This is a genomic window from Pseudomonas sp. UBA5666, from assembly GCF_002420785.1.
Classification (GTDB): domain Bacteria; phylum Pseudomonadota; class Gammaproteobacteria; order Pseudomonadales; family Pseudomonadaceae; genus Aquipseudomonas; species Aquipseudomonas fulva.
The window spans coordinates 133,254-158,053 of record NZ_DIIQ01000006.1 but is presented as its reverse complement, the minus strand read 5'-3'; the positions used below and the strand labels follow the sequence as shown (position 1 = coordinate 158,053).

Below are 24,800 nucleotides of genomic sequence, written 5' to 3'. Positions count from 1 at the left end.
AAGGGCGCCATGATCCCCAGCAAATTGCCGAACGTCGGCACGACCATCTTCACCACCATGTCAGAGCTCGCCGCCCAGACCGGTGCGCTGAACCTTTCGCAGGGTTTCCCGGATTTCAACGGGCCCCAAGCCCTGCTCGAGTCGGTGGGCCGGCATGTCATGGCAGGCCACAATCAATACGCGCCCATGTCGGGCCTTGCAGCCTTACGCCAGCAGGTGACCATCAAGGTCAAGCGGCTCTACGGTGTCACGGTGGACCCCGACCATGAAGTGACGATTACGCCCGGCGCGACGGAGGCGATCTTCTGCGCTATCCAGGCTGTCGTGCAGCCAGGGGACGAGGTCATCATCTTCGACCCCTGCTACGACAGCTACGCGCCCTCGGTGGCGCTGGCCGGTGGCCGGTGCGTGCATCTGCAACTGGACCCTGGCGATTTTTCCATCGATTGGCAGCAGCTCGCGGACGCCCTTACGCCACGCACACGTCTGGTCGTGCTCAACTCGCCCCATAACCCCAGCGGTGCCTTGCTTTCCAGCAAGGATCTGGATCAGCTGGCCCAGCTGATCGCCGATCGAGACATCTACGTACTCAGCGATGAAGTCTACGAACACCTGGTCTACGACGACGTGAAGCATGCGTGCGTACTGGCTCACGAGCAGCTCTACAGACGTGCATTCGTGGTCAGCTCCTTTGGCAAGACGTACCACGTCACCGGTTGGAAGACGGGCTATGTCATCGCACCGCCGGCCCTCACCGGCGAACTGCGCAAGGTGCATCAATACGTCAACTTTTGCGGCGTGACCCCGTTGCAGTACGCCCTGGCTGACTTCATGGCCGAGCATCCGGAACATGTCGATGCGTTACCGGCTTTCTATCAAGTCAAGCGCGACCTGTGTTGCGGCTTGTTGCAGGATTCGCGATTCAGCTTCACCCCCACAGCCGGCACTTACTTTCAGTTGGTTGACTATTCGCACATCCGACCGGACCTCGATGACGTGCAGATGGCGACGTGGTTGACCCGCGAGCATGGCGTGGCCACCATCCCGATCTCGGTGTTCTACCAGCAACCTGTTCCCGGTCAGCGACTGCTGCGCCTGTGCTTTGCCAAACGAGAGGAGACGCTGCGTCAGGCGGCGGAGAAACTATGCGCGATCTGAGTACGCTGCCTGACCTCAGGCTGGCCCTGGTGCAGACCACACTTGCCTGGCACGACCGGGAAGCCAACTTCGCCCATTTCGATGTGCTGCTCGAGCAGGTGGGCGAGGTGGACCTGGTGATCTTGCCGGAAATGTTCACCACCGGGTTTTCCATGCAGTCCAAGAGCCTCGCCGAGCCGGAGAATGGCCCGACGTACAAATGGCTCAAGGCTCAGGCGAAAAAGTGCAATGCCGTGGTCACGGGCAGCGTGATCATTCAGGCGGCCGATGGCAGTCACCGTAACCGCCTGCTCTGGGCAAGGCCAGATGGCGAGATCCTGCACTACGACAAGCGTCATCTGTTCCGCATGGCTGGTGAGCATGAGCACTACACGCCGGGCGAGCGTCAGGTGCAGTTCGAGCTCAAGGGATGGCGTATTCGCCCGCTCATCTGCTACGACCTGCGCTTCCCAGTCTGGAGCCGGGATGCCACGGACACCGACCTGCTGTTGTACACGGCCAACTGGCCGGCAGCACGTCGCCTGCACTGGAACCGTCTGCTTCCGGCGCGAGGGATCGAAAACCTGTGCTATGTCGCGGCTGTGAACCGGGTGGGCACTGACGGCAAGAGTTTCGCGTACAGCGGTGATAGCCAGGTACTGGATTTTCAGGGCGAGAGCTTGCTCAGCGCTGGAGAGGCAGATGGCGTGTTCACTGTGGTATTGAGTGCCTCGGATCTCGCTGCCTATAGAGCCAAGTTCCCGGCCAACCTGGACGCCGATACCTTCGAGCTGCACTGATTGCGGCGAGGTTCCGGAAGATCAATGCCAGAAAGCCGCCTGGCTGCCGGTCAGTACACATCCCGCCGGTAGCGCCCCTCTTCGATCAGCCGTTGCACCGCAGCGTCCCCAAGCAGGCCTGCGAGTGCCGCATCGACACCCGCGGCCATGCCCTGCAGGCTGCCGCAGACGTATACGCAGGCCCCTTCATCCATCCAGCGTTTGAACAATACCGCCTGCTGCAACAACACATCCTGCACGTAGATTTTTTCAGCCTGGTCGCGAGAGAACGCCAGGTCCAGCCGTGCCAGATCGCCAGCGGCGAGCAACCCTTGCAGCTCCTGGCCACACAGAAAATCATGAGCACGGTTGCGTTCGCCGTACAGCAACCAGTTACGCCGCTCGCCCGCGGCGACGCGAGCCCGTAGCAGACTGCGCAGGCCGGCCAGGCCCGTGCCGTTGCCGATCAGAATGATCGGCACGTTACCCTGGGGCGCATGGAAGCCGCTGTTGCGCCTTAGCCTCAGGCTCAGCGTGCCGTCGAGCGGCAGGTACTTCGTCAGCCAACCAGAGCCTACGCCCACCTCGCCGCTTGGATGGCGCTCCTGGCGCACGATCAGCTCCAGCACGCCATCACTGGCAATTGACGCGATGGAATAGTCGCGGCTGCCGAGGGGCACCAGTGCGTCCACCACCGCCTGGGCATGCAGCCCGACCAGATGCTCACCGACGGCAGGTAACTGACGGCCGGCAAGTGCTTGGGCAAGCGTTTCTACCACCCCTTCGACCTGCACCTGCGTGTCCGCCTCCAGCCCCAGGCTTTTGATGAAGGCATCGACCCTCGGCCGACCGTTGAGCGGCAGAATCTCCACGAGGTCGCCAGCTTCCCACACGGCAGGCGCCTGTGCTTGCAGACCAAGCAGGTAGACCGGATGGCCCTGGCTGCCAGGGTTGAGCAATTCACGGCGTATCAGCGACCAGTTGCCAAAACGGGGAGCTTGCCAAGCGGATACCGGCGCGGTGCCGGTCAGAAGCGCCAGCGCCTGATGCCACTGCTGAAGGGCTGCCTGATCGACGTTGTCCACCTCTATGGGGCTGAACGCACAGCGAGCACCCCGGTCGGTCAACCACGTCTGAAGCCTGCGGGCGAATCCGCAGAACTGTGGGTATTGACGATCACCCAGCGCCAGCAGGGCATAGCTGAGCGTCTGCAAGGACAAAGGCTGACCCAGCACGTTGCGCTCAAAGCCTCGCGCGCTGTCAGGGGCGTCTGCATCCCCGAAGGTGCTGACGACGAACAGCGCACGGCGTGCCTGACGCAGATCGTCTTCACACAACGTACCCAATGCCCTGACCTGCACCGGCAAACCCGCCGCTTGCAGTTGCCCGGCGCTGTGCCAGGCCAGTCGCTCGGCCGTACCACTCTGGCTGGCGTAGCCGATCAGCCAGCTCTCGCTGTTGACCTCATCGCAGGTCACGTGGCGGCGGGCAGCCCGAACCTGACGTTTCTTGCGTCGTCGATCCAGGTAGAGCAGCCAGCCCGTGACGAAGAAGATTGGCATGGCCAGGCTGGCCAAGGTCAGAACGATGCGTCCAACCAGGCCAAAGTATTCGCCGACATGCAGCGCGTACACGCTCTGGAGCAATTGGGCCTTGAGTGACTTGTCACTGTAGCGTTCGTGACGGCTAACCTTGCCATTGGCAGGGTCCAGGACCAAGGTGTCGAATGCCCTGGGGTGGTCGGCGTCATCGAGCAGGTAGAACACGTTGGCAGGTTGACCGCCAACTGGGGGCAGGCGCAGGTTGTAGCTGGCAAGGCCTGGACCCGCGGCGTTGCGCAGGCTGGCCCAGAGGGCGTCGTAGTCGACGTTCAGCGCCGGTGCGTTTGGGTCGATGGGCGCAGCCCCGTGGCGCCGGGCTTTTTGCGCCTGTGGCTGCCCAGCGACCGGCGGATCGGCCAGTAGCCGGTTCAGGCCTTCGCGGTACCATTCGTAGGACCAGAACAGGCCCGTCAGGGCAAATAGCAGGTAGAAGAGCAGGCACCAAGTGCCTGCCACGGCGTGCAGGTCCCAGTTGAACGCGCGGCCTTTCTTGGCCCAATCCAGCGTCAGCCAGGTTCGCCAGTTCGTGGCATTGCGCGGCCAACGCAGGTACAGGCCCGACAGGCAGAAGAACACCAACAGCAGCGTCGAGGCACCGGTGATCTGCTTGCCCGTGTCGCCCATGGCCAGAAAGCGGTGAAGCGTGAGCATGAGGGTGAAGAAGCCTTGCCCCGACACCTCGCCCAGCAACTGGCCCGTATACGGATCTGCGTAGCGCAACGGGCCGCGCCGCTCGCCCGGTGCTGGTGTGAAGAAGATCCTGGCAGCTTCGCCTTCACGGACGTCGACCCACAGCATGGCGACCTTGTCGTGTTGCTGGGCCTCGACCCGCCGCACCAGTTCAGCAGGCGGCAGCACGCCCTCAGGGCGTACCTCCACGCGCAGCACATCGGCATTGAACGCGCCCAGCAGTTCGTCCTGAAACGAATAGAGCGCCCCGGTGATACCCATCACTGCAAGAACCAGCCCGGCCGTGATGCCGAATAACCAATGCAGCTGGAACAGCGTCTTCTTCAACACCTTCGATCACCTTGTATCGCCGCCGCACCCTGCGTCGCGCTGGCGGATGTTAATGGAAGCTCCAGCACGCGGCAATTGAGATTCGTTCACATTCACAAGGTGAGTGGCGGGAGGTGTAGCGCCGGTGACCAACGTGCGGTCGGCTTTATTGCGCAGACATGAAAACGGGGCCTTTGGGCCCCGTCATGGATTACAGGTAGAAGGCTTTGAGCGGCGGGAACCCATTGAACTCCACCGCGCTGTAGCTGGTGGTGTAGGCACCGGTCGACAGCCAGTACAGGCGATCGCCAATGGCCAGGTTCAGCGGCAGACCATACTTGTAGTGCTCGTACATGATGTCGGCGCTGTCACAGGTAGGCCCGGCGATGACCACTTCCTCGGTTTCGCCCTTTTTCTCGGTCCAGATCGGGAACTTGATGGACTCGTCCATGGTTTCGATCAGGCCCGAGAACTTGCCGACGTCGGTGTAGATCCAGCGCTCGACGGCCGTGCGCGACTTGCGTGCCACCAACACCACTTCGCTAACCAGGATGCCGGCGTTGGCAATCAGCGAACGGCCCGGCTCCAGGATGATTTCCGGCAAGTCGTCACCGAAGTCTTCCTTGAGGAAGCGAATGATCTCTTCGGCATAGGTTTCCAAGCTGTTGGTGCGGGTAATGTAGTTGGCCGGGAAGCCGCCGCCCATGTTGATCAGCTTCAGTTCGATGCCGTCTTCTTCCTTGAGCCGTTCGAAGATCACCTTCACCTTGGCGATGGCGGCGTCCCACACGCTGATGTCGCGCTGTTGCGAGCCCACGTGGAAGGAGATGCCATAGGGCACCAGGCCCAGGTCGCGGGCGAGGATCAACAGGTCCATGGCCATGTCGGTCTGGCAACCGAACTTGCGCGACAGCGGCCAGTCAGCGGTGGTGGAGCCTTCGGTCAGGATACGCACGTACACTTTCGAGCCTGGAGCGGCCTTGGCGATGTTGCGCAGGTCTGCCTCGGAGTCGGTGGCGTACAGGCGCACGCCCTTCTCGTAGAAGTAGCGAATGTCCTTGGATTTCTTGATGGTGTTGCCGTAGCTGATGCGGTCGGCGCTGACACCCTGGTTCATCACTTTGTCCAGCTCGTAGATGGAGGCGATGTCGAAGTTCGAGCCCTTGTCCTTGAGCAGGTCGATGATCTCGACGGCTGGGTTGGCCTTGACGGCGTAGTACACCTTGGCGAATTCGAACCCGGCGCGCAGGTCGTCATAAGCCTTGCTGATCATCTGGGTATCGATGAGTACGAACGGCGTTTCCTGTTTGTCGGCAAACGCCTTCATTTTCTGGAAGGTGTCGCGTGCGAAATAGTCTTCGACCTGGATCGACATGCTCAGGGACTCCATGGGCAAACTGAAAATTTAAGTGGCTGCAAACTGAACGTCCTCCGTATCCCCACTTTGGTTCGCCTACTCAGTACTTGAGCCGGATGGATCGTTTCCAGCATGGACGTTCGGCGCGCACTTTAGGGCGTGAACTCGGCAGAATCAACAGGCAATCCCTGATGAATCGGCGATGATCGAGCTGCCACGCCTGGGATAAACGACCCATGTGAGCGGCTGATGTTCCCCAGTGCGCTTCAGACGTAAAGAATTGTGGAATAGCCCTGAGCAGGGGGCTTAAACCCAAGCCCCTCTGCATGGGCACGACGTGCTTTTGGAGCTCATCGAGAGGTGCGAAAGGTAGGCTCGGGTGTTCATATTTATGGCCACCCGAGCCTGGTACGGGCGTTCAGAAAACGGTCCGTGAATTTTATGTTCCGTCCGCCCTCGTCACGTCTTTTTTTGCGATGAGAGGCTTTTAGGACGTCACCATCTCGGCGGGCGAGACGATGGTGGATTTCGCTCCGCGCGAGCGGCCCGAACTCAGGTAGGCTGCAATCGACTCCTGGGTGACCTCGCCCAGGAACACCTGCTCGGCGTCCAGTACTGGGAGCCAGGCGCGGTTGAACTCGTACATGCGCGACAACAAGATACGCAGGTTCTCATCGTGCGCCGCCGTGGCGTTGAACGGCCGTAGGAAGTCGGCGCACGTGCCTTGCTGGCGGTGCATGTCGCGTCGGCGCACATAGCCAAGCGCCTTGTTCGCGGCATCGGTCACCACCACGTAGCGGCGATCATGTTCATCCAGCAGCTCCAGCGCATCATGCACTGGGGTCTGCGGGCTCACCGCCGGGGCATTGTCAGCTGCATCTTCGGCACGTACCAGCAGCAGCCGCTTCAGGGTGCTGTCCTGGCCGACGAAGTTGCTTACGAAGTCATCGGCCGGGTGCGCCAGCAAGGTGTCCGGGTGATCCAGCTGCAACAGCTTGCCCGCACGGAAGATGGCAATCTTGTCGCCCAGCTTGATGGCCTCGTCGATGTCATGGCTGACCATGATCACGGTCTTGTTCAAGGCCCGCTGCATCTCGAAGAATTCGTTCTGGATCATCTCCCGGTTGATGGGGTCCACGGCGCCGAACGGTTCGTCCATCAACAGCACCGGGGCGTCGGCTGCCAAGGCGCGGATCACACCGATCCGCTGCTGCTGACCCCCGGAGAGTTCCCGGGGGTAGCGCTGCAGGTACTGCTTGGGTTCGAGCTTGATCATGTGCATCAGCTCCCGGGCGCGCTCGGCGCAGCGCTGCTTGTCCCACCCGAGCAGGCGAGGGACGACGGTGATGTTCTCCTCGATGGTCATGTTCGGGAACAGGCCGATCTGCTGGATCACATAGCCGATGTGACGACGCAGGCTGACCTCGTCCAGCCCGCTGGTGTCTTCGCCATTGATGAACACCTGCCCCGAGGTGGGTGTGATCAGGCGGTTGATCATCTTCAGGGTGGTGCTCTTGCCGCACCCTGACGGGCCCAGGAACACGCAGATTTCGCCTTCATTGACCGTGAGGCTGACCGCGTCCACGGCCTTGACGTCCTTGCCGTTGACGTTGAAGGTCTTGCTGAGGTTTTTCAGTTCGATCATGAGCGCATTCCTTCTGGAGTCAGGGCACGTTGCAGGGTTTGCAGAAGCAGGTCGGCGATGATCGCCAGCAGGCTGACCAGCACGGCGCCGACCAGCAGCATCGACATGTCGCTGCGGCTGATGGAGGTGAGGATGAGGACGCCCAGGCCACCGGCTCCGATGGTGGCGGCGATGGTCATTACGCCGATGTTCATCACCACGGCCGTACGCACGCCGGCGAGAATCACCGGTACCGCGATGGGCAACTCGACCATGCGCAGGCGTTGGCCGAAGGTCATGCCAATGCCCCGGGCAGCCTCGCGAATACCGGGCTCGACGTTGGTCAGCGCCAAGTAGGTGTTGCGCAGGATCGGCAGCAGGGAATAGAGAAACACCGCCGTGATGGCAGGCAGCGGGCCCAGGCCCTGGCCGAACGTGGAGTAAAACGGCAACAGCAGCCCGAACAGGGCGATCGACGGGATGGTCAGCAGTACCGTGGCGCTGGCCTGCACGGGCCCGGCCAGGAACGGGAAGCGGGTCATGACGATGCCCAGCGGCACCCCGATCAGGATGGCCAGGCCCACGGCCACGCCCACCAACATGATGTGCTGCCAGGTCAGCTGCAGCACCAGGGCCCAGTCCAGGTGCGCGAAAGTGTCGAGCAATGTCATGGCGTCACCTCCTTCAAGGGATGTTCTCGCAGGAAGTCGGCCGCGACCGAGGAGGGGCTTTGATGCTGCACATCGACCTTGGCGTTGAGCTGGCGCATGGTCTCGTCGTCCAATTGCTCGGCCAGAGGCGCGAGCAGGCTGGCCAACTGCGGGTGAGCGTCGAGTACGGCCTTGCGCACCACCGGGCCTGCCGTGTAATCCGGGAAGTAGTGCTTGTCGTCTTCGAGCAGCTTGAGCTTGAACGCGTTGAGCCGGCCATCGGTGGTGTACACCAGGCCTGCGAACACCTGGGCATTGCGCAGCGCGGTGTAGACCAGGCCTGCATCCATCTGGCGGATGTTGGCGCGCCCCAGCTGCATGCCATACCGCGCCTGCAGGCCATCCAGGCCGTCGGGCCGGTTGGCGAACTCGGTGTCCAGCGCAACCACGTGCTTGCGCGCCTGCTCGTCCATCAACACCTGGTTCAACTGGCTGATGGTGTTGACCTGTGGGTAGGCTTTGGCCACTTCGCTAGGCAAAGCCAATGCATAGGTGTTGCTGAACTTGGAAGGCTTGAGCCAGACCAGTCCCTTTTCGGCGTCCAGAGCCTTGACCCTGGCATAGGTGGCCGCCGCGCTGGGCATGCGTTCTTCGACATGGTTGTAGGACACCAGCGAGACCCCGGTGTATTCCCACATCAGGTCAAGCTGCCCGGTTTCCTGCGCCTGACGTGCCAGGCTGCTGCCAAGGCCGCCAGTGACGCGCACATCGAAGCCATGGGCGCGCAGGTATTGGGCAGTAATTTCGGCGAGCACGGTCTGTTCGGTGAATACCCGGGCGCCGATACGGATCAACGGTTTGTCTGCCGCCTGGGCAAAACCTGCCGACAGCAGGACCGCGCCCAGGAGCAAGGCGATTGCGTTCTTCATGGTTTTCCTCGGGTTATTGGGCCAGGCCACGTTCCAGCCAGCGCTTGCTGGCGAACGTCACCAGTGCGTCCAGCAGCAATGCCAGCAGTGCCGTGCAAGCGGCGCCCAGCAAAAGCTGGGGCTGGTTGTTCAGGGCGATGCCGGGGAAGATCAGGCTGCCCAGGCTGTTGGCACCGATCAGGAAGGCGAGCGGGGCGGTGCCCACGTTCAGTGCCAGCGCCACACGCACGCCGCCGACGATGATGGGCACGGCGTTGGGCAGCTCGACCTGCCATAACTGCTGGCGCGGCGTCATGCCGATGCCGGTAGCGGCTTCCTTGAGCGAGGCGGGAACGTTTTTCAGCCCTTCGTAGGTGTTGCGCACGATGGGCAGTAGGGAGGCGAGGAACAGGGCGAAAATGGCAGGCCCTGCGCCGATGCCTAGCACGCTCAGGGCGATGGCCAGTACGGCCAAGGGAGGGATGGTGTTGCCAATGTTGAAGAACTGCATGAACCGCTCGGCTTTGTCGACCCTGTGCGGTCGACTCAAGGCAATGCCGGCGGGGATGCCCACGGCCAATGCCGCCGCCATCGAAGCCAGCACCAGAACCAGGTGCGCTTGCAGGTAGAACGTCAGATCGTCGCGGTAGCGCGCGATCGTGTCGAGGCCGATCCAATGGACCAGCAGGGCCAGGATGACGAGCACGGCGGCCCATCCCAACAGCCCTTTTCCGTAGCGTGTCGCCACAGGTGGACTCCTTCTTGTCGTCGGCGAGCACACTTCTTCATGGCCAGCCCTCGAGGGCAGCGGTGGTGTGTTCGCGAGTAGCAGCATGATGCCGTTGAAGCTGAGCGTTCATGCAATGAGTCGAGCCCCGTCGGGCATCGAAGATGCTGATGAATCCAGCCCTGAGTCGAGGTGCAACTCAGGGCAATGGACGTCTCCTAAGGCACCAAGGTTCCCATCTGGGGAAGCATTTGGCCAGCCCTGCGCAGCTCGCAAGTCATTGTTTCCAGGTGCTCATTACGCTCATAGGCCTCTTCAATACTGGGCTGTAGCGAACTGGAAAAAAGTCGTTTTTGTTCAATCTTGCACAGATCCCATGCCATGCTGAATTACAGTTATGACCGATCGTTCATCGCCCAGGTACGTTGTCTGTCCCTGGACGCGCCGGGGTATCTGGACTGCGCTAAATTGGTCGAGCGCGGCCAACAGGCCGCACGCGCCGCCGATGACTGGATGATCGTCACCTCTCTGGTGACAAAGTCGCCACACATGTTCATGTTCCGTTGCCTGTTCGACGCCGCGATTGGCCGTCCTTACTACGACATCCAGTCTTGGAGCCGAAAGACGGGGCGGGATTTTCAGTCTGCCAATTGCCACCTCGACTGCAGCAACAATGGCTACGCCGGCCTCTATGCCGCACCTCCCGGCGAGCAAACATTGTGGAAGTTCATGCAGATGGACAAGGGTGGCGAGTGGCGGAGCATGACATCCATCGTCGAACCAGGGCAGACGATTCGTGGCCGTATCCATACCCGCTCGAACATACCGCTTCAGGCCTATCGCAAGGAAACGGTGGCAGGTCACTGGTTTGCCTATGTGGTCAATGAGGGTGGACAGCCCATGGACCTGGAACTGGACATTCTGCATGTCGGCCAGGAGCTCATGGACGATCATTGAGGCGGGCCAGCGCGTGGCGGCAGGTTTTGGCCTGACGCCAGAGTTCAGGTATGATATCGCCCCTTTCAAATCCCCCAGTCAGGCGATTTCCCATGACCAACCAGGCCGCCGAAGTCGCGAAGCGCCGCACTTTCGCAATCATTTCCCACCCCGACGCCGGTAAGACCACCATCACCGAGAAGCTGTTGCTGATGGGCAAGGCCATCTCCGTCGCCGGCACCGTGAAGTCGCGCAAGTCCGACCGCCACGCCACCTCCGACTGGATGGAAATGGAGAAGCAGCGCGGCATCTCCATCACCACTTCGGTGATGCAGTTCCCGTACCGAGAGCACATGATCAACCTGCTCGACACCCCCGGGCACGAAGACTTCTCCGAAGACACCTATCGCACCCTCACCGCGGTGGACTCGGCGCTGATGGTGCTCGACGGCGGTAAAGGTGTAGAGCCGCGTACCATTGCCCTGATGGACGTATGCCGCCTGCGCGACACGCCCATCGTCAGCTTCATCAACAAGCTCGACCGCGACATTCGCGACCCGATCGAACTGCTCGACGAAATCGAAGCCGTTCTGAAGATCAAGGCCGCACCGATTACCTGGCCTATCGGGTGTTACCGTGACTTCAAGGGCGTGTACCACCTGACCGGTGACTACATCATCGTCTACACGCCCGGCCACGGCCACGAGCGCACCGAAGCCAAGATCATTCGCAATCTGGACTCGGACGAAGCCCGCGCCCACCTGGGCGACCAGTACGACGCGTTCGTCGAGCAGCTGGAGCTGGTGCAGGGCGCTTGCCACGAGTTCGACCAGGACGAATTCATCAACGGTCAACTGACCCCTGTGTTCTTCGGTACCGCACTGGGCAACTTCGGTGTCGACCACGTGCTCGATGCCGTCGTCGACTGGGCGCCGCGCCCGCTGGGCCGTGTTGCCCGCGAGCGTACCGTCGAGCCCGTGGAAGAGAAATTCACCGGCTTCGTGTTCAAGATCCAGGCGAACATGGACCCGAAACACCGGGACCGTATCGCCTTCATGCGCATCTGCTCGGGCAAGTACGAAAAGGGCATGAAAATGCGCCACGTGCGGCTGAACAAGGACCTTCGCATCGGCGATGCGCTGACCTTCTTCTCGTCCGAGCGTGAGCAGCTCGAAGAAGCCTACGCCGGCGACATCATCGGTTTGCACAACCACGGCACCATCCAGATCGGTGACACCTTCACCGAAGGCGAGGCGCTGGGCTTTACCGGCATCCCGCACTTCGCCCCGGAACTGTTCCGCCGCGTGCGCCTGAAAGACCCGCTGAAATCCAAGCAGTTGCGTCAGGGCCTGCAGCAGCTGGCCGAAGAAGGTGCTACCCAGGTGTTCTTCCCCGAGCGCAGCAACGACATCATCCTCGGTGCGGTCGGTGTGCTGCAGTTCGACGTGGTTGCCAGCCGCCTGAAGGAAGAATACAAGGTCGAGTGTGCCTACGAGCCCATCACCGTGTGGTCGGCGCGCTGGATCGCCTGCGACGACAAGAAGAAGCTGGAGGAATTCCAGAACAAGGCCATGGAGAACCTGGCCATCGATGGTGGCGGGCACCTGACCTACCTGGCGCCCACCCGGGTCAACCTGTCGCTGATGGAAGAGCGCTGGCCTGACGTCAAGTTCCGCGCCACGCGCGAGCACCACTGAGCGTAAAAGGCCCGGCCACTTCGCTGGCCGGGCCCTTGCGCGAGCAGGGCGGCCCGACGTTCGCCTCGCTCACCTCAACCATTTCCTGCCACTTTCGCAGGCGCAGGCATCAGTTGCCCGCCTTCACACTGGTCCAGATACGCGTCCTGATGCGGTCTATCTTGGCCGGCATCGCTTCTAGCGCGTACAACTTGCCCATCACCGCTTCGCTCGGATAGATCATGGTGTTGGCCTTGAGCGCCGGGTCAACCAGCGCATCGGCTTGCAGGTTGGCGTTGGCGTATTGCACATGATTGCTGATGGCGGCCATTACCTGCGGCTCCAGCAGGTAGTTCATGTAGGCATACCCGGCCTTTTCATCCGGCGCATCGGCGGGCATGGCCACCATGTCGAACCACATCGGCGCCCCCTCCTTGGGTATCGAGTAGCCGACCTTGACCCCGTTATGGGCCTCCTCGGCGCGATTCTTTGCCTGGAGCACGTCCCCCGAGAACCCGACCACCACGCAGACGTCGCCATTGGCCAGGTCCGCCGTGTACTTGGATGAATGGAAATAGCTGATGTACGGCCGCACCTGCATCAGCAGCGCCTTGGCCTTGTCGTAGTCGGCCGGGTTCTGGCTATGGTGGGGCAGCCCCAGGTAATGCAAGGCGATGGGTAGCAACTCGGGGCCATTGTCCAGCACCGCCACGCCACAACCTTTGAGCTTGCTCATGTACTGCGGCTTGAAGATCAGGTCCCAGGAGTCGACCGGCGCGTCGTCGCCTAATACGGCTTTGACCTTGTCGATGTTGTAGCCGATGCCCGTGCTGCCCCAGAGGTACGGGAACCCGTACTGGTTGCCTGGGTCATTGCCCTCCAGGGCCTTGAGCAGCACTGGGTTGAGGTTCTTCCAGTTGGGCAACTGCGACTTGTCCAGGCGCTTGAGGGCTTTGCCCTGGATTTGCCGGGCCATGAAATGGTTGGAGGGAAACACCACGTCGTAGCCGGAATTGCCGGTCATCAACTTGCCATCGAGGGTCTCGTTGCTGTCATAGACGTCGTAGGTGGGCACGATGCCGGTGGCTTGCTGGAACTGCTTCAAGGTGTCGGGCGCGATGTAACTGGACCAGTTGTAGATCTTGACGGTTTCTGCCGCGCTGGCCACGCTGGCGGCCAGCATCAAGGGGGCGATGATAAGCGTGCGCATATCGGGTTACCTTGCTTTGTGTGTTGTTATCGAAGGCAGGCGATCAGCGGATCAGAAGATAAGTACGTAGGTCTTGCGCACGGTTTCCTGGATATCCCAGGTGCCAGTGCTGTTGGCCGGTAGCATCAATGCGTCTCCGGCTTCTATGACCAGGGGCTCGCCATCGTCAGGGGTGAAGGTGCAGCGCCCCTTGATGAAGTGGCAGAACTCCTGTTGCGTGATTTGCCGTCGCCAGCGCCCTGGGGTGCATTCCCAGATTCCCGTCTCCACGCCATCGCTGCGTTGCACGCTCGTGGTCGATGTCACCGCCACGGGTTGGCCGAGCGGTACGGCGACAGGGCTGCTGGACTGCAAAACGGCGCTGTCTGCCCGTTTGAACTGAGTGATGCTCATGAAAGGTCGGTCCTGTTTGGGTGAAGAATCAGTGCATGAAACCTTCCATGAAATCTGCCAGTTTGCTGGCCAGGTGCCGTCTCCATGGCGGTGTCGCGGGGTTGGCCAGGGTACGGTCCTCGTGGACGAAACTCTGGATGATGGCGTTGTACCCCAGCCAGCGGCTGGGCTCCGGAGGCCAGCTGGCCAGGCTCGATAGCGGCCTGTTGTCATGTACCCAAGGCTGCCCGGTGAGTGCGTTCTGCTGATTCAGGATAAGTGCAGCCAGGGTGCGACCACCCAGGTTGGTCGCGCCTACGCCTTCACCGCCGTAGCCACCGGCCAACGCGATACCCCGCTGGCGGTCGCACAGCATGTGCGGCTGGAAGCGCCGCGCCATACCCAGGTTGCCACCCCACGAATGGGTGATGCGTACATGGCGCAGTTGGGGAAACAGCTCGCTGAACAGGTAGCGACGCAGCTCGATTTCATGGGCCTGGAGGTTGAAGTCCTCACGCAACCTGCCACCGAAGCGGTAGCCACCTCGGGCACCGAACACCAGCCGATCATCGGCAGTGCGCTGACCATAGGTCACCTGTCGGCTGCCCTCGCTGAAGGCTTCTCCCTGGTCGAGGCCGATCTGCGCCCAAATGGCCTCAGGCAAAGGCTCGGTAGCGACCATCAGGCTCTGAACCGGCAACTGGTGTTTGCCCAACGGCGGCAAGCTGGCGGCATAGCCTTCCACCGCCGGGACGATCCAGTTGCACCGCAGGCGTGCCAACGGGGTGGTCACTTCGCCAGGTTGCCAGTCCAGCGCCGGTGTGTTTTCGTAGATCGGCACCCCCAGGGCCTCGACTGCGCTGGCCAGGCCACGGACGAGCTTGGCCGGCTGAATCGTGGCCGTGTGCGGGCTGTAGATAGCCCCATAGGCATTGCTTACACGCAACTGGCCCTGCAGTTGCGCTGGACGCAGCCAGTGGTAATCGTCCTCGGTCATGCCCAGGTTGTACAAGTGATCCAGGTAGGCACGCAGGCTTCGCTCCTGCTCGGGATAACGGGCTGCGCAGTACAACACGCCGCCCTTGCGGTAGTCGCAATCGAGCTGTTCGCGGTGCAACACGCGCTGTACTTCGTCTGGAATGTCATGCAGCAGCTCGATGCTGGCGCGGCGCTGAACCGGCGACAGGCTGGCCAACAGGCGATCTTCACCCAGCAAATTGCCCATCAACCACCCGCCATTGCGCCCCGAGGCGCCAAACCCTGCGATGTTGGCCTCGATTACCACGACATTGAGGTGCGGTGCCTGGCGCTTGAGGTAGTAAGCGGTCCACAGGCCTGTGTAGCCAGCGCCGATGATGCAGACGTCGGCCTCGACATTTTCACGCAGGGCAGGGCGCGCGCACAGCGGCTCTTGCAGCTGGTCCATCCACAAGCTGAGTGTACGCAGAGGCTGCATGGGCCGGGCTCCACAAGCGATCAGGTGATGGAGCGATGCTAGTGGCCAACGCCAGCGGTTGTCTTACGTGCGTGCACGCGAGGAAATCTGTTTGAGATAGGCTTTTGGCGTCAGCCCGGTATGCTCGCGGAAGCATTTGTAGAACGCGGACAGCGAGTTGAAACCGGCGTTGAACGCCAGGTCATCGATGGACGTCTGGCCGCTGTCATTCGCCAGGATCGTCATCAGGTGCTGAAGGCGGGCTTGGTTGACGTAGCGGTAAAAACGCTGACCCAGCACCTGGTTCAGCAAGTAGGAAATCTGATTGCGGCTGTAACCGCTGGCCTGGGCGACCTGTTGCAAACTCAAGTCAGGATCCAGGTACGGACGATGTCGCTGGAAGTAGTGCTCAAGGTCTTGCGCCATGGTAGACAACTGGCGCGGGGACAGCCCAAGCCGGCTGGTGGCGGGCCGTGAGGTGCGACTGGTGCTGCTTGCGCTGTGCTGACGCACGAGTGTGGCGTATTCATTGACCTGCCAGATCAGACCGTCCTTGACCGTGATCGCCTCGCTGGACTGGAACGCCACCAGGCCGTCCCCGCCCTGCACGGTGACTTGGTACTGAATATACGCCGTGCAGCCATCGACGCGGATACGGTCGCTGTGCACGATGTCCTCGCCGGCGGCATGGGGCAGGCAGGCGCCCACGTACGTACGCAGCTCGGCATGGCCCAGCACACGGTTCTGAAAGAAGTCGTGGTATTGAATGTCGGGGTGGTACAGCGCCATCACGCCATCGAGATCACGATGCTTCCAGCACAGGTGGTAGCGCATCACGGTGTCGGCGGTAATCGGTGTCTGGGACGGGCCATCGGGCAGGGTCATGGACGGATCATGCCCTTTCCCTGGCGTGGCGACAAGAATGCAGAACACCTGACGCTACAGGCCGATTCGCGCATTTTGCACGGTCAATAATTAACCTGTTTTTGTAAGTTGTTGATTTCAAAGGGCGTGATTTTTTACGGCAACTGGCACAGCCGCTGCAACGTTTAATGCGCGAATGGACTTCTCGCTAACAACACAGGCGACCACATCATGATCTCATCTGCCGACTATCCCGTTGTCGATACACAAAGCCGCTCAGGTGTTTCCTGGGCAGCAATCTTTGCTGGCGCAGCCGGTGCTGCTGCCATCTCCCTCCTTCTGGTGGTACTCGGTGCAGGGCTCGGCTTTGCCGCGACCTCGCCGTGGGCAGATGAAGGGGCCAGTGCGAAAGCCCTGGGCATCTCTACCATTGTCTGGTTGCTGCTGACCCAGATCATCGCTTCGGGCATGGGCGGCTACATTGCCGGCCGTCTGCGCGTGAAATGGGCCAATCTGCACGGCGACGAGGTGTATTTCCGCGACACTGCACACGGCTTCCTGTCGTGGGCCGTGGCTACCCTGGTAACGGCCATGCTGGTACTGGGCACAGCCGGCAACATCGTGGGCGCTGGTGCCAGTGCAGCCACTCAAGCGGCCGGCATGACCGCCGCTGCCGGTGGCGCTGCCGCTTCCAATGCCTCGGATGAGTCCCTGGACTACTTCGTCGACGGCCTGTTCCGTGGCGAGGGCCCGGCGCCTGTCAGCGATGATGCGGCCAACGGTGTTGCCGCTCGCATCCTGGCCAAAGGCTTTGCCGGTGACGGCGCCCTGGCACCTGAAGACCGTGCCTACCTGGCGCAGCTGGTTGCCCAGCGCACCCGCCTTTCCCAACCGGAAGCCGAAGCTCGCGTCGATCAGGTCATGGCTCAGGTTCAGCAACTGAAAACCGATGCCAAGCATGCTGCAGACACCGCTGCCAAAGTGGCTGCCTGGACTGCCCTGTGGACCTTCGTGGCCCTGCTGTGCGGCGCCTTCTTCGCCAGCCTGGCCGCGCTGTACGGTGGTCGTCGTCGCGACCAGGTTCAGTGGCTCGAAGGCGACTACGTCGCTCACCGCACCATTCAACGCTAAGTAAGGAGAACGAACATGCGCTCGATATTGCTATGGATGCTGGGTGTACCGATTCCAGTCATCATTCTGATTGCACTGTTCATGCACTGACGAAAAGGGCCGCTTAGCGGCCCTTTTCGTTTATGTCTCATTTGTCGGTCTGCTGCCTTGCGTCGCTTCTGATGGTGAGTGAATTCGGAGCGGTCGTGGCGGCCCGCCCGACCGACCGCGCCGTACCTTCGTTAAAGAAACTGCTCCGCATAATGACAAGCCACCTGCCGGGTCTCCACTTGCCTGAACGCCGGCACCTCATTGGCGCAGCGATCGGTCGCGTAGGGGCAGCGTTTGTGAAAAGCGCAGCCATCCGGCGGGTTGAGCGGGTTGGGCAGCTCACCGGCAATGCGGATGCGCGGCTTGGACGGGTCTGGATGAATAGCGGGTGTGGCAGACAATAGAGCCTGGGTGTACGGATGCAGCGGCTTTTCGTAGATATCGGCTTTGGGCCCCATCTCCGCCGGCCTGCCCAAGTACATGACCAGCACATCGTCAGCCACGTGACGTACTACCGCCAGGTTGTGGGAGATGAATACATAACCGGTACCGTACTGCTGCTGCATGTCCATGAACAAGTTCAGCACCTGGGCCTGGATGGACACATCCAGTGCAGATGTCGGCTCGTCGGCCACCAACACCTTGGGCTGCAACATCATGGCCCGTGCCAGCGCGATACGCTGACGCTGCCCACCGGAGAACATGTGCGGATAGCGCTGGTAATGCTCCGGGCGCAGCCCCACCTGCTCCATCATCTTCTGCACCCTATCACGGCGCTGCGCCTTGCTCAGCGCGGTGTTGATCAGCAAAGGCTCGGCCAGCTGGTCACCGATCTTCTGCCGCGGGTTGAGCGAGGCGTAAGGGCTCTGGAAGACCATCTGCACGTCCCGGCGCAGTTGCTTGCGCGCGGCCTTGCTGGCTCCGGTGACCTCGGTACCTGCAATCTGCAGCGAGCCTGAGGTGGGCTGCTCGATCAGGGTCAGGGCGCGGGCCAGGGTCGACTTGCCGCAACCGGACTCACCGACTACCGCCAACGTCTTGCCCGCCTCCAGTTCGAACGAAACGCCATTGAGCGCGCGCACCAGCGCATGGCCCTTGAACAACCCGCGGGAGACTTCGTAATGCCGGGTCAGGTCCCGGGCCGATAGAACGACGGCCATCACGCCACCTCCTGGTTCAGTGGGTAGAAACAACGGGCCAGGCTCTGGGCCTTGGGGTCCAGGGCCGGGCGCTGGTGTCGGCAGTTGTCCTGCACATAAGGGCAACGCGGTGACAGCAGGCAACCCGTTGGCCGGTCATAGCGGCCCGGGACGATGCCAGGCAGGGTAGCCAAGCGCTCGGCACCCAGGCTGTGTTCGGGAATCGCCGCCAGCAGGGCTTCGGTATAGGGGTGGGCAGGGACGTCGAACAGCTCTGGCACCTGGCCCACCTCCACGGCCTGCCCTGCATACATCACGCACACCCGGCGCGCGGTCTCGGCCACTACCGCCAGGTCATGGGTGATCAGGATCAGGGCCATGTTGCGCTCCTGCTGCAGGTTGACCAGCAGCTCCATGATCTGCGCCTGGATGGTCACGTCCAGCGCCGTGGTCGGCTCATCGGCGATCAGCAGCTTCGGCTCACCGGCGATGGCCATGGCGATGGCCACCCGTTGGCTCATGCCGCCGGACAGTTGATGCGGATAAGCGTCCAGGCGGCTTTCGGCGGCCGGGATCTCGACCTTCTGCAGCAGTTCCAGGGCCCGTTGCCGCGCCGCCTTGCCCTTGAGGCCCAGGTGTTGACGCAGGACTTCTTCGATCTGATAACCCACGGTGTAGCTGGGGTTCAGGGCCGTCATGGGGTCTTGGAAGACCATGGCGATGTCCTTGCCGACCACCTTGCGCCGTTGCCGGCCGCTGAGGGTGAGCATGTCGGTACCGTCGAATGTCATGGCATCGGCCGTGATCCGGCCAGGGGCCTCGACCAGGCCCATCAGGGCCATCATGGTCACCGATTTGCCCGAGCCGGACTCGCCGACGATGGCCAGGATTTCGCCGGCTTGAACCTGTAAGTCCAGCCCGTCCACCACTGGCACGGCGTCCGCGTCGCCAAAACGCACGTTGAGGTTGTTGATCTGCAACAAAGACATGGGTGTGCTCCTCAGGCGGCGTTCTTGAGTTTAGGGTCGAGCGCATCGCGCAGGCCATCACCCATCAGGTTGATCGCCAGTACGCTGAGCAGGATGGTCAGGCCCGGCAGGCTCACCACCCACCAGGCGCGCTCGATGTAATCCCTGGCCGAGGCCAGCATGGTGCCCCACTCCGGCGTCGGGGGTTGCACACCAAGGCCCAGGAAGCCCAGGGCGGCGGCGTCGAGAATGGCCGAGGAAAAGCTCAAGGTGGCCTGCACGATCAGCGGCGCCATGCAGTTGGGCAGCACGGTCACGAACATCAGGCGCCCCAGCCCAGCGCCTGCCAGCCGGGCAGCGGTGACGTAGTCGCGGTTCAGCTCGCCCATCACGGCGGCGCGGGTCAGGCGCACGTAGGAGGGCAGCGAGACGATGGCAATGGCGATCACGGTGTTGATCAGGCCAGGGCCGAGGATGGCGACGATGGCGACGGCCAGCAGCAGCGAGGGCAGGGCCAGCATCACGTCCATCAGGCGCATGATCGAAGGGCCGACGAAGTGCGGGAAGAAGCCCGCCAGCAACCCGAGCAGAATGCCGGGGATCAACGATATCACCACCGAGGACAAGCCAATCAGCAAGGACAGGCGCGCCCCTTGGATCAAGCGCGAGAGCAGGTCGCGGCCAAGCTCATCGGTGCCCAGGATGAACTGCCAAGTGCCACCCTCCAGCCACACCGGGGGGGTGAGCAGAAAGTCGCGGTACTGCTCGCTGGGGTCGTGGGGCGCGACCCAGGGCGCGAACAGCGCGCAGAACACCACCACGCACATGAACGCCAGGCCCATCACCGCGCCCTTGTTGCGCGCGAAGGCCTGCCAGAATTCCTTGTAGGGCGAGGGGTAGAGAAGGCTCTGGTCCACCGGGCTGACCGGGGACAGGGTTTTTGCAGTCGGGTTGGTCATGACGGGGCCTCAGCGCTGATGACGGATGCGTGGATTGGCCAGGCCGTAGAGAATGTCCACGACGAAGTTGACCAGGATCACCAGGCAGGCAATCAACAGAATGCCGTTCTGGACCACGGGGTAGTCACGGGCGCCGATGGCTTCGATCAGCCATTTGCCGATGCCCGGCCAGGAGAAAATGGTTTCGGTCAACACCGCACCGGCCAGCAAGGTGCCGACCTGCAGGCCGAACACGGTCAGGACGGGAATCAGGGCGTTGCGCAAGCCGTGCATGAACACGACCCGGGCCGGGGACAGCCCCTTGGCGCGCGCCGTGCGGATGTAGTCCTCGCGCAACACTTCGAGCATGGAGGAACGCGTCATGCGTGCGATCACCGCCAGCGGGATGGTACCCAGTACGATGGCCGGCAGAATCAGGTGCATCACGGCATCCTTGAACGAACCCTCTTCGTCGCTGAGCAGGGTGTCGATGAGCATGAAACCGGTCTTGGGCTCGATGTCATAGAGCAGGTCGATGCGCCCGGATACCGGGGTCCAGCCCAGGGTCACCGAGAAGAACATGATCAGGATCAGGCCCCACCAGAAGATCGGCATCGAGTAGCCCGCCAGCGAAATCCCCATCACCCCATGGTCGAACAGCGACCCGCGCTTGAGCGCGGCGATCACCCCGGCCAGCAAGCCGACCACGCCGGCGAACAGCAAGGCGGCCATGGCCAGTTCCAGGGTGGCCGGGAACAAGGTGGTGAACTCGCTCCATACGCTCTCGCGCGTGCGCAGCGACTCGCCCAGGTCGCCCTGGGCCAGCTTGCCGATGTAGTCCAGGTACTGGGCCGGCAACGGTTTGTTCAGGCCCAGCCGCTCCATGGCCTGGGCGTGCATTTCCGGGTCGACCCTGCGTTCGCCCATCATCACTTCCACCGGGTCACCGGGGATCAGGCGTATCAGCGCGAAGGTCAGCAAGGTGATGCCGAAAAAGGTCGGGATCAACAGGCCCAAGCGCCGGGCAATAAAACTCAACATGGTCGCAGTTACCTCATCAGGCCGCATGGCAGGTACCTGCCACGGCAGTGCCGCCGCTGCCCACAGGGCAACGGCGGTCGTTGTTGTTCTACTTCACTCGGGTGGTAGCGAAGTTGTTGCTGGTCAAGGGGCTGATCACGTAGCCCTCCACGTTCTCACGCATGGCCGTGAACACCTTGGGGTGGGCCATGCTGATCCAGGGCTGGTCCTCATCGTACACCGTCAATGCCTCGCTATAGAGCCTGGCACGCTCCTCGTTGTCGCTCACCTCGCGGGCGCGTGTGATCAATGCCTGGAATTTCGAGTTGCACCAGCGTGCATAGTTCTCGCCATTACTAGCCGCCTCGCAACTGAGCAGGGGGGTGAGAAAGTTGTCCGGGTCGCCGTTGTCGCCGGCCCAGCCACTGGACACCAGGTCCGCCTCGCCTTTCTTGGCACGGCGCAGCATTTCGGCCCACTCCATGACACGGATATCCAGGTTCAGGCCGATCTGCGCCAGGTCGGCCTGAAGCATCTCGGCGGACAGTCGCGGGTTCGGGTTAGTCGGGCCGCCGCCATTGCGGGTGAACAGGGTAATGACCGTGCCCTGGGGGACACCGGCTTGTTTTAGCAGCGCACGCGCCTGGTCGAGATCGCGTGGCGGGTTCTGGGTGTCGGTGTTGTAGCCGATCATCGAAGGGGGATACGGGTTGACGCCCACCAGCGCGTTGCCTTTGCCGAATAGCTGGTCGACGTGGGTCTGGCGGTCGAAGGCCATGTTGATCGCCTTGCGCACGCGTACATCACTCAGGTACGGATGCTGGGTGTTCATGGCGATGTAACCGGTCACCAGCGCTTCGGTCTGGGCGACCTTCAGGCGCGGGTCCGCCACGATCGACGGTACATCGTCCGGTTTGGGGTACAACGCAACCTGGCACTCGTTGGCGCGCAACTTTTGCAGGCGAACATTACTGTCGGTGGCGATGGCGAAAATCAGGGCATCGGCGGGCGGCTTGCCCCGGAAGTAGTCCGGGTTGGGCTTGAAGCGGACCTGGGCATCCTTGTTGTAGCGCTGGAAAATGAACGGCCCTGTGCCGATTGGCTTGCTGTTGAGCTCTGCCGTCTTGCCGGCTGCCAACAACTGATCGCCGTACTCGGCGGAGTAGATGGACGTGAAGCCCATGGCCATGTCGCGCAGCAAAGGCGCCTCTGGCCGGGTCAAGGTGATCACCACGGTGTAGTCGTCGGTCTTGTCCACCGACTTGAGCAACGAATTGAAGGCCATGCTCTCGAAGTAGGGGTAGCCGATGCTGGTCTTGTCGTGCCAGGGGTGGCTCGGGTCAAGCTGGCGGCGCAAGCTCCACAGCACATCGTCGGCGTTCAGGTCGCGGCTGGGCTTGAAATAGTCGGTGGTGTGGAACTTGACCCCTCGGCGAAGGTGGAAGGTATAGGTCAGGCCGTCGGCGGAGATGTCCCAACGCTCGGCCAGGGCCGGTTGGACATCCGTGGTGCCGGGCTTGAAGTCCACCAGGCGGTTGAAGAGGGTTTCGGCCGCCGCGTCGAACGTTACCGCCGTGGTGTATTGCACCACATCGAACCCTTCGGGGCTGGCCTCGGTGCACACCACCAGCGGCTTGGCGGCCAGCTGGGATGTACTGCCCAAAAGCAGCGTTGCCAGCAACAGCCGCAGCGCCGATGTCTTCTTGGTCACAGCGTGCATGGATCAATTCTCCCTGCGTTGTGCTCCAGCCTGACGCCCGACCCGCTGGCAAGCGGGCCGGGCGGCCGGTCAGAGGATGTTGAACGGGATGGTGGTCACGAGCCTGAATTCGTTCAGGCTGCCATCGCCCTGTGCCTTGCTTGCGCGGTGTGTGGTGTAGGTGGCGCGGATGCTGGTGTCCTTGAGCGGTCCGCTCTGTACGGCGTAGCTGGTGCCGATACCCCACTCGTAATGGGTCTCGCCATCGAGGCCCTGGACGTCATAGGCGCTACCGCGGTAATGGGTGCCGTCGATGCCCCAGCCCCGGGCGTTGTACAGGTTGAATTTCAGCCCTGGCACGCCGTAGTAAGCCATGTTGAGCACATAGGATAACTGCAGCGATTTCTCGTTCGGGCCGTTGAAGTCCGACAGCAGCGAGTTGGCCAGGTAGATGCCGTTGGTTTCGTGGAGGTAGTCGAAATACTCGTTGCCATTGACCTGCTGCCAGGCGGCGGTGAGGGTGTGCGCCTGATGGGTCAGGCCCAGCGACAGGCTGTAGGTGTCGTTGTCGATTTCGCCCATCTTGCGGCTGCCGGCGTCCACGGTCTTGTAGTAGTTGAGGCCCGTGGACAGGCTGAGCACGGCGCTGTCGCCGAACATGTGATTGGCGCCGAAGTAGTACTGGTTCCAGAAATCGTCGACCTTGGTGGCATACAGGCTGGTGGTCAGGCTCTTGAGGGGCTGGTAGTTGATACCGACCGTGCTGGCGCGGTCCGTTTCCACCCCGGCCGCACCGTATTCGCTGCGGAACTTGCTCAGGCTCTGCTCGGTACGGGGCGAGACCCGGTCGAAGGTACCCAGGTCGAACGTCAGGTTGTCGAATTCAGCGCTGTGCAGGAATGCGCCCTGAAAACTGGAGGGCAGGGCGCGGTTACCGATAAAGGCGATCATCGGGGTATCGACGGCCTGGCGACCGAGGGTCAGGGTGGTATTGGAAAGACGCGCCTTGACGTTGCCCAGCCCCAGTTTGCTCCACTGGCCGATGGCGTCGCCGTCGCTGTGGGTCAGGGTACGGTTGTTGGGACCTGCGATCGCTTCGCGGTCCTGCTGCAGGGCGATGGCGTTATAGCCGGCTGCCTCCACGGCAAAGCCCACCGTGCCCTGGGTAAAGCCCGAGGTGTAGTTGAGGATGGTGCCTTGCACCCAGTTTTCACGGGTGTGGGTCGGGTGACGGGTGCCGTCGCTCTTGTAGTAGCGCCACAGCGGTGCGCGGGTGGCGCGTTCGCGGGCGTACCAGTTGCGCGTCGTCCCGCCCAGGCTCTGGCCATCGACGAAACCCTTGGCCTGCGCCTGGGCGCTTTCGGCTGCGAGGGTGAGCGGCAAGTAGGCCTGGCTCTGTGGATCGGCGTGGACGGTGGTGGTTGCTGCACCTATGGCTAACGCCAGTGCGCTCGAATTGAACAGTCTCACGATAGAAGCTCCTTTTCATTTCTAGTTATTGCCGGCCTTGTGGGCCGGGTGGGTGTTGCCGTGTTGCCGTGTTGCCTGGGGCGCCCCGGGATCACCGAGGCTTAAGCGGGCGATGGGTAGGCATGGCGCG

Annotated in this window: 21 protein-coding genes; 5 read left to right on the top strand and 16 right to left on the bottom strand. The window is 62.1% G+C overall.

What is annotated here, in order from left to right; genetic code table 11:
• The first annotated feature begins 9 nt into the window (after nt 1-9).
• Both B2Y33_RS04755 and B2Y33_RS04750 read left to right on the top strand, forming a co-directional pair.
• Nucleotides 10-1,158 (top strand): pyridoxal phosphate-dependent aminotransferase, encoded by a 1,149-nt coding sequence (locus B2Y33_RS04755; RefSeq protein WP_206405480.1) that lies wholly within the window; start codon nt 10-12, stop codon nt 1,156-1,158.
• A complete protein-coding gene (locus tag B2Y33_RS04750; RefSeq protein ID WP_027913698.1) occupies nt 1,146-1,937 on the top strand; it encodes an amidohydrolase in 792 nt (263 codons plus the stop codon). The genes B2Y33_RS04755 and B2Y33_RS04750 overlap by 13 nt, the downstream gene beginning before the upstream one ends.
• 50 nt (nt 1,938-1,987) lie before the next feature.
• Here B2Y33_RS04750 and B2Y33_RS04745 read toward each other — a convergent pair whose 3' ends face one another.
• From B2Y33_RS04745 to B2Y33_RS04720, 6 genes are all read right to left on the bottom strand, one after another.
• Nucleotides 1,988-4,537, bottom strand: a complete 2,550-nt coding sequence (locus B2Y33_RS04745; protein ID WP_206405479.1) for a PepSY domain-containing protein — start codon at nt 4,535-4,537, stop codon at nt 1,988-1,990.
• Nucleotides 4,538-4,727: 190 nt separating this feature from the next.
• Nucleotides 4,728-5,891: a type III PLP-dependent enzyme gene (locus tag B2Y33_RS04740; protein WP_023533340.1), complete on the bottom strand. Its 1,164-nt coding sequence runs from the start codon at nt 5,889-5,891 to the stop codon at nt 4,728-4,730.
• A 469-nt stretch (nt 5,892-6,360) separates the two neighbouring features.
• Nucleotides 6,361-7,518 (bottom strand): betaine/proline/choline family ABC transporter ATP-binding protein, encoded by a 1,158-nt coding sequence (locus B2Y33_RS04735; protein WP_027913700.1) that lies wholly within the window; start codon nt 7,516-7,518, stop codon nt 6,361-6,363.
• The gene (locus B2Y33_RS04730) at nt 7,515-8,168 is read right to left on the bottom strand and encodes an ABC transporter permease (protein WP_027913701.1); all 654 of its coding nucleotides are present in this window, start codon (nt 8,166-8,168) and stop codon (nt 7,515-7,517) included. The genes B2Y33_RS04735 and B2Y33_RS04730 overlap by 4 nt, the downstream gene beginning before the upstream one ends.
• Nucleotides 8,165-9,076: a glycine betaine ABC transporter substrate-binding protein gene (locus B2Y33_RS04725; protein WP_027913702.1), complete on the bottom strand. Its 912-nt coding sequence runs from the start codon at nt 9,074-9,076 to the stop codon at nt 8,165-8,167. Before B2Y33_RS04725 ends, B2Y33_RS04730 begins: the two co-directional genes overlap by 4 nt.
• A gap of 13 nt (nt 9,077-9,089) precedes the next feature.
• Nucleotides 9,090-9,803 carry an ABC transporter permease gene (locus B2Y33_RS04720; protein ID WP_027913703.1) on the bottom strand — a complete coding sequence of 238 codons (714 nt, stop codon included), beginning with the start codon at nt 9,801-9,803 and terminating at the stop codon, nt 9,090-9,092.
• Nucleotides 9,804-10,163: 360 nt separating this feature from the next.
• Here B2Y33_RS04720 and B2Y33_RS04715 point away from each other — a divergent pair, with 360 nt between their 5' ends.
• Together B2Y33_RS04715 and B2Y33_RS04710 are read left to right on the top strand one after the other, a co-directional pair.
• On the top strand, nt 10,164-10,739 hold the full coding sequence (locus B2Y33_RS04715; protein WP_206405478.1) for a hypothetical protein: 576 nt from the start codon (nt 10,164-10,166) through the stop codon (nt 10,737-10,739).
• A gap of 92 nt (nt 10,740-10,831) precedes the next feature.
• Nucleotides 10,832-12,415, top strand: a complete 1,584-nt coding sequence (locus B2Y33_RS04710; protein ID WP_181073669.1) for a peptide chain release factor 3 — start codon at nt 10,832-10,834, stop codon at nt 12,413-12,415.
• Nucleotides 12,416-12,524: 109 nt separating this feature from the next.
• On the opposite strand, the gene B2Y33_RS04705 is transcribed toward B2Y33_RS04710, so the two are convergent.
• The 4 genes from B2Y33_RS04705 to B2Y33_RS04690 all read right to left on the bottom strand — a co-directional run bounded on the left by B2Y33_RS04705 (nt 12,525) and on the right by B2Y33_RS04690 (nt 16,296).
• Nucleotides 12,525-13,604, bottom strand: coding sequence for a polyamine ABC transporter substrate-binding protein (locus B2Y33_RS04705; protein WP_027913706.1), 1,080 nt, complete (start codon nt 13,602-13,604; stop codon nt 12,525-12,527).
• A gap of 51 nt (nt 13,605-13,655) precedes the next feature.
• On the bottom strand, nt 13,656-13,997 hold the full coding sequence (locus B2Y33_RS04700; RefSeq protein WP_028687039.1) for a cupin domain-containing protein: 342 nt from the start codon (nt 13,995-13,997) through the stop codon (nt 13,656-13,658).
• A 28-nt stretch (nt 13,998-14,025) separates the two neighbouring features.
• Nucleotides 14,026-15,432: an NAD(P)/FAD-dependent oxidoreductase gene (locus B2Y33_RS04695; RefSeq protein WP_206405477.1), complete on the bottom strand. Its 1,407-nt coding sequence runs from the start codon at nt 15,430-15,432 to the stop codon at nt 14,026-14,028.
• A 63-nt stretch (nt 15,433-15,495) separates the two neighbouring features.
• Nucleotides 15,496-16,296: a helix-turn-helix domain-containing protein gene (locus B2Y33_RS04690; protein WP_027913709.1), complete on the bottom strand. Its 801-nt coding sequence runs from the start codon at nt 16,294-16,296 to the stop codon at nt 15,496-15,498.
• Between the two features lie 210 nt (nt 16,297-16,506).
• On the opposite strand from B2Y33_RS04690, the gene B2Y33_RS04685 reads away from it, so the two are divergent.
• On the top strand, nt 16,507-17,406 hold the full coding sequence (locus B2Y33_RS04685) for a hypothetical protein (RefSeq protein WP_206405476.1): 900 nt from the start codon (nt 16,507-16,509) through the stop codon (nt 17,404-17,406).
• Between the two features lie 221 nt (nt 17,407-17,627).
• Here B2Y33_RS04685 and B2Y33_RS04680 read toward each other — a convergent pair whose 3' ends face one another.
• From B2Y33_RS04680 to B2Y33_RS04655, 6 genes are all read right to left on the bottom strand, one after another.
• Nucleotides 17,628-18,596 (bottom strand): peptide ABC transporter ATP-binding protein, encoded by a 969-nt coding sequence (locus B2Y33_RS04680; RefSeq protein ID WP_206405475.1) that lies wholly within the window; start codon nt 18,594-18,596, stop codon nt 17,628-17,630.
• Nucleotides 18,596-19,564 (bottom strand): ABC transporter ATP-binding protein, encoded by a 969-nt coding sequence (locus tag B2Y33_RS04675; RefSeq protein WP_027913712.1) that lies wholly within the window; start codon nt 19,562-19,564, stop codon nt 18,596-18,598. Before B2Y33_RS04675 ends, B2Y33_RS04680 begins: the two co-directional genes overlap by 1 nt.
• A gap of 11 nt (nt 19,565-19,575) precedes the next feature.
• A complete protein-coding gene (locus B2Y33_RS04670; RefSeq protein ID WP_027913713.1) occupies nt 19,576-20,502 on the bottom strand; it encodes an ABC transporter permease subunit in 927 nt (308 codons plus the stop codon).
• A 9-nt stretch (nt 20,503-20,511) separates the two neighbouring features.
• Nucleotides 20,512-21,522 (bottom strand): ABC transporter permease subunit, encoded by a 1,011-nt coding sequence (locus tag B2Y33_RS04665; protein WP_206405474.1) that lies wholly within the window; start codon nt 21,520-21,522, stop codon nt 20,512-20,514.
• 88 nt (nt 21,523-21,610) lie between these two features.
• Nucleotides 21,611-23,221 carry an ABC transporter substrate-binding protein gene (locus B2Y33_RS04660; protein ID WP_206405473.1) on the bottom strand — a complete coding sequence of 537 codons (1,611 nt, stop codon included), beginning with the start codon at nt 23,219-23,221 and terminating at the stop codon, nt 21,611-21,613.
• Nucleotides 23,222-23,290: 69 nt separating this feature from the next.
• Nucleotides 23,291-24,670, bottom strand: a complete 1,380-nt coding sequence (locus tag B2Y33_RS04655; RefSeq protein WP_027913716.1) for an OprD family porin — start codon at nt 24,668-24,670, stop codon at nt 23,291-23,293.
• Between the last annotated feature and the right edge of the window lie 130 nt (nt 24,671-24,800).

What these genes read in the sequence shown, in the direction of transcription:
- B2Y33_RS04730 (WP_027913701.1), bottom strand. Translation starts at nt 8,168, where the DNA reads ATGACATTGCTCGACACTTTCGCGCACCTGGACTGGGCCCTGGTGCTG.
- B2Y33_RS04715 (WP_206405478.1), top strand. Translation starts at nt 10,164, where the DNA reads ATGCTGAATTACAGTTATGACCGATCGTTCATCGCCCAGGTACGTTGT.
- B2Y33_RS04690 (WP_027913709.1), bottom strand. Translation starts at nt 16,296, where the DNA reads ATGACCCTGCCCGATGGCCCGTCCCAGACACCGATTACCGCCGACACC.
- B2Y33_RS04675 (WP_027913712.1), bottom strand. Translation starts at nt 19,564, where the DNA reads ATGTCTTTGTTGCAGATCAACAACCTCAACGTGCGTTTTGGCGACGCG.
- B2Y33_RS04695 (WP_206405477.1), bottom strand. Translation starts at nt 15,432, where the DNA reads ATGCAGCCTCTGCGTACACTCAGCTTGTGGATGGACCAGCTGCAAGAG.
- B2Y33_RS04750 (WP_027913698.1), top strand. Translation starts at nt 1,146, where the DNA reads ATGCGCGATCTGAGTACGCTGCCTGACCTCAGGCTGGCCCTGGTGCAG.
- B2Y33_RS04670 (WP_027913713.1), bottom strand. Translation starts at nt 20,502, where the DNA reads ATGACCAACCCGACTGCAAAAACCCTGTCCCCGGTCAGCCCGGTGGAC.
- B2Y33_RS04680 (WP_206405475.1), bottom strand. Translation starts at nt 18,596, where the DNA reads ATGGCCGTCGTTCTATCGGCCCGGGACCTGACCCGGCATTACGAAGTC.
- B2Y33_RS04735 (WP_027913700.1), bottom strand. Translation starts at nt 7,518, where the DNA reads ATGATCGAACTGAAAAACCTCAGCAAGACCTTCAACGTCAACGGCAAG.
- B2Y33_RS04665 (WP_206405474.1), bottom strand. Translation starts at nt 21,522, where the DNA reads ATGTTGAGTTTTATTGCCCGGCGCTTGGGCCTGTTGATCCCGACCTTT.
- B2Y33_RS04725 (WP_027913702.1), bottom strand. Translation starts at nt 9,076, where the DNA reads ATGAAGAACGCAATCGCCTTGCTCCTGGGCGCGGTCCTGCTGTCGGCA.
- B2Y33_RS04710 (WP_181073669.1), top strand. Translation starts at nt 10,832, where the DNA reads ATGACCAACCAGGCCGCCGAAGTCGCGAAGCGCCGCACTTTCGCAATC.
- B2Y33_RS04660 (WP_206405473.1), bottom strand. Translation starts at nt 23,221, where the DNA reads ATGCACGCTGTGACCAAGAAGACATCGGCGCTGCGGCTGTTGCTGGCA.
- B2Y33_RS04740 (WP_023533340.1), bottom strand. Translation starts at nt 5,891, where the DNA reads ATGTCGATCCAGGTCGAAGACTATTTCGCACGCGACACCTTCCAGAAA.
- B2Y33_RS04685 (WP_206405476.1), top strand. Translation starts at nt 16,507, where the DNA reads ATGATCTCATCTGCCGACTATCCCGTTGTCGATACACAAAGCCGCTCA.
- B2Y33_RS04705 (WP_027913706.1), bottom strand. Translation starts at nt 13,604, where the DNA reads ATGCGCACGCTTATCATCGCCCCCTTGATGCTGGCCGCCAGCGTGGCC.
- B2Y33_RS04700 (WP_028687039.1), bottom strand. Translation starts at nt 13,997, where the DNA reads ATGAGCATCACTCAGTTCAAACGGGCAGACAGCGCCGTTTTGCAGTCC.
- B2Y33_RS04755 (WP_206405480.1), top strand. Translation starts at nt 10, where the DNA reads ATGATCCCCAGCAAATTGCCGAACGTCGGCACGACCATCTTCACCACC.